The sequence below is a fragment of the Dietzia sp. B19 genome (genome assembly GCF_014145155.1).
GTDB lineage: Bacteria > Actinomycetota > Actinomycetes > Mycobacteriales > Mycobacteriaceae > Dietzia > Dietzia natronolimnaea.
Map to the genome: position 1 here is coordinate 1 of NZ_JAALED010000355.1, position 2,181 is coordinate 2,181.

Annotated in this window: 4 protein-coding genes; 2 read left to right on the top strand and 2 right to left on the bottom strand. The window is 71.7% G+C overall.

Going from position 1 to position 2,181, the window contains the following annotated elements; genetic code table 11:
• Both G6020_RS10715 and G6020_RS10720 read right to left on the bottom strand, forming a co-directional pair.
• The coding region (locus G6020_RS10715; protein ID WP_182610617.1) for a hypothetical protein at nt 1–114 on the bottom strand (114 nt) is incomplete at its 3' end.
• A 36-nt stretch (nt 115–150) separates the two neighbouring features.
• Nucleotides 151–498 carry an ankyrin repeat domain-containing protein gene (locus G6020_RS10720; RefSeq protein ID WP_206682226.1) on the bottom strand — a complete coding sequence of 116 codons (348 nt, stop codon included), beginning with the start codon at nt 496–498 and terminating at the stop codon, nt 151–153.
• A 142-nt stretch (nt 499–640) separates the two neighbouring features.
• Here G6020_RS10720 and G6020_RS10725 point away from each other — a divergent pair, with 142 nt between their 5' ends.
• Entirely contained in the window at nt 641–1,756 is a 1,116-nt protein-coding gene (locus G6020_RS10725; RefSeq protein ID WP_241731233.1) for a septum formation family protein, read from the top strand.
• The gene (locus tag G6020_RS10730; protein WP_182610619.1) at nt 1,753–2,103 is read left to right on the top strand and encodes a metallopeptidase family protein; all 351 of its coding nucleotides are present in this window, start codon (nt 1,753–1,755) and stop codon (nt 2,101–2,103) included. Before G6020_RS10725 ends, G6020_RS10730 begins: the two co-directional genes overlap by 4 nt.
• The last annotated feature ends 78 nt before the right edge of the window (nt 2,104–2,181 follow it).

A 2,181-nucleotide genomic window follows, 5' to 3' on the forward strand; every position in this document is an offset into this window, starting at 1 on the left:
GCGGGCCTCGTCGGCGGCCAGCAGCCGGTCGACCAGCGAGGGGTCCTCGCCGCGGGTGCGCTGGGAATCGCGGACGAGGTCGGGGTTCTCGCGGAGGAGCCTGAGATCGATCACGGCGACCAGCCTAGCGGCCCCGTCCCACCACCCGAACTAGACGCCGAAGAGTTCGAGGAAGGCGTCCTTCTCGAACATCCGGGCGGTGTCGACCGCGGTGGGCGTCCCCCCGTTGGGGTCCGCACCGCCCTCGAACAGCACCCGGACCACCTCGCCGTACCCCTTGAACACCGCCCCCGCGAGCGGGGTCTGCCCGCGGTCGTTCGCGCGGTCGACATCCGCGCCGCGGGCGAGCAGCGCCCGGACGGTGTCGGGATGCCCGTTGTAGGCGGCCAACATGAGCAGCGTGTCACCGCGCTCGTTCGTCAGGTCCGGGCTCACCCCAGCGTCGACGTAGGCGGCCAGGCGTTCGGTCTCGCCGTCCCGGGCGAGCTGGAAGAGCATCTGTGCGAACTCGAGGACCTCCGGGTCGACCCCCTCGCGCGGCGCGCGGGTTCCGCTGTCCGGGCCGCCGGCCTCGTCTCGGTTCTGTCCGCTCATGCCCTGAATCCTATCGGGGCGGCGAAGTTGCGGCATCATGGATGCGATGATCACCTCCTCGCGATCACCACACCCGGGCCGGTCACTGCTCCGGACCCGGGGCGCGGTCATGGCCTCACTCGTCGCGATCCTGTCCGGCGGGGCGATCACCGGTGGACTCATGGCCTCGGCCATGGGGGATCCGAACTCCGCGACGGCGGAACGGATCGCGGCCATCGTCCCGCAGGTCGACCCGAGGACGCTGTCCGGGCCCGCCTACGCGAACGCGGCCCCGGGAACGTGCCTGACCTGGCAGGTCGACGCGGCCGACCGCGTCACCGCGTTCACGACCGTCGACTGCGCGGAGCCCCACCGCTTCGAGGTCGCCGGCCGCATCGACCTCTCCGGGGTACCCGGGTTCGGCGAGAACACCCCGCTCCCGGACAACTCGAGGTTGGTCCCGATCGGCACCGATCGCTGCTTGCCGCTGATCACCCGCTACGCGGGGGGCCGCGAGGTCGACCCGGCGGGTCGTTTCACCGGGCTGGTCGTCCCCCCGTCCGAGGAGGGCTGGGCCAAGGGCGACCACACCGTGTTGTGCGGCGTCGCCGCGGCCGAACTCAACGGCCGGTCGACCACCTCGACAGGGGTGTTCGCGGAGGCCGACCAGCACCGACGGTGGGACCCCGGCACCTGCCTGGGGTTCACCGACGAGGGTCTGCCCGGTGCGCCGGTGCCGTGTTCGGAGGACCACGCGATCGAGGTGGTCTCCGACGTCGACGTCTCCGGACTCTTCCCGGAGGAGCCCGCCCCGCCTGAGCCGAGGGTGCAGGCCGAGCTCACCGCGGACGCCTGCCTGGCAGCGGGGACCGCCTACCTGGGTGACGGGGAGGCCCTGCGGCGGACCACCCTCATCTCCACGCTCGTCAACCCGATCTCGCAGATCTCGTGGGCGACCGGGAGCCGCACCGTCAACTGCGGACTGATGAGGGCCGCCGACCCCGGGCCGTTCGCGGTGCTGCGGGGGTCCGCGCGGCAGGGCGTGTTGATCGACGGCTCCACCCCGGTGGCGCCCACCACGACCGAGGTCCCGCCACCCGGGGTCGGCCAGGGGACCCCCGGGACGCCGACCGACCCGGATCCCGGGACCGTATCCGTTCCGATCCCCGGGGGCACGCCGTGAGCATCGTCGTGGCGGAGTCTCGGTTCGAGTCGCTCGTCGACGACGCGCTGGACTCCGTGCCGGACGCGTTGTTCGCCGCGATGGACAACGTGGTGGTCCTCATCGCCGATCGCCATCCTGAGGAACCGGGCCTCCTGGGCCTGTACGAGGGCGTGGCATTGACCGAGCGTGACACCACCTACTCGGGTTTCCTGCCCGACACGATCACGATCTACCGGGGTGCGCTGTGCGACTTCTGCTCCACCGAGGAGCAGTTGGTCCACGAGGTGGCGGTGACGGTCATCCACGAGATCGCCCACCACTTCGGGATCGAGGAGCACACCCTGCACGCCCTCGGCTGGGGCTGACCGGACCTGGGCATCACAGCTGGTCCGACGTGACCAGCCCGTCCCGCACCGCCTTGGTCAGCCGCACGTACCCGCCTG

Bases quoted from the DNA above. Each gene is read 5' to 3' on its own strand.
- G6020_RS10720 (WP_206682226.1), bottom strand. From the start codon at position 498: ATGCTCTTCCAGCTCGCCCGGGACGGCGAGACCGAACGCCTGGCCGCC.
- G6020_RS10725 (WP_241731233.1), top strand. From the start codon at position 641: ATGATCACCTCCTCGCGATCACCACACCCGGGCCGGTCACTGCTCCGG.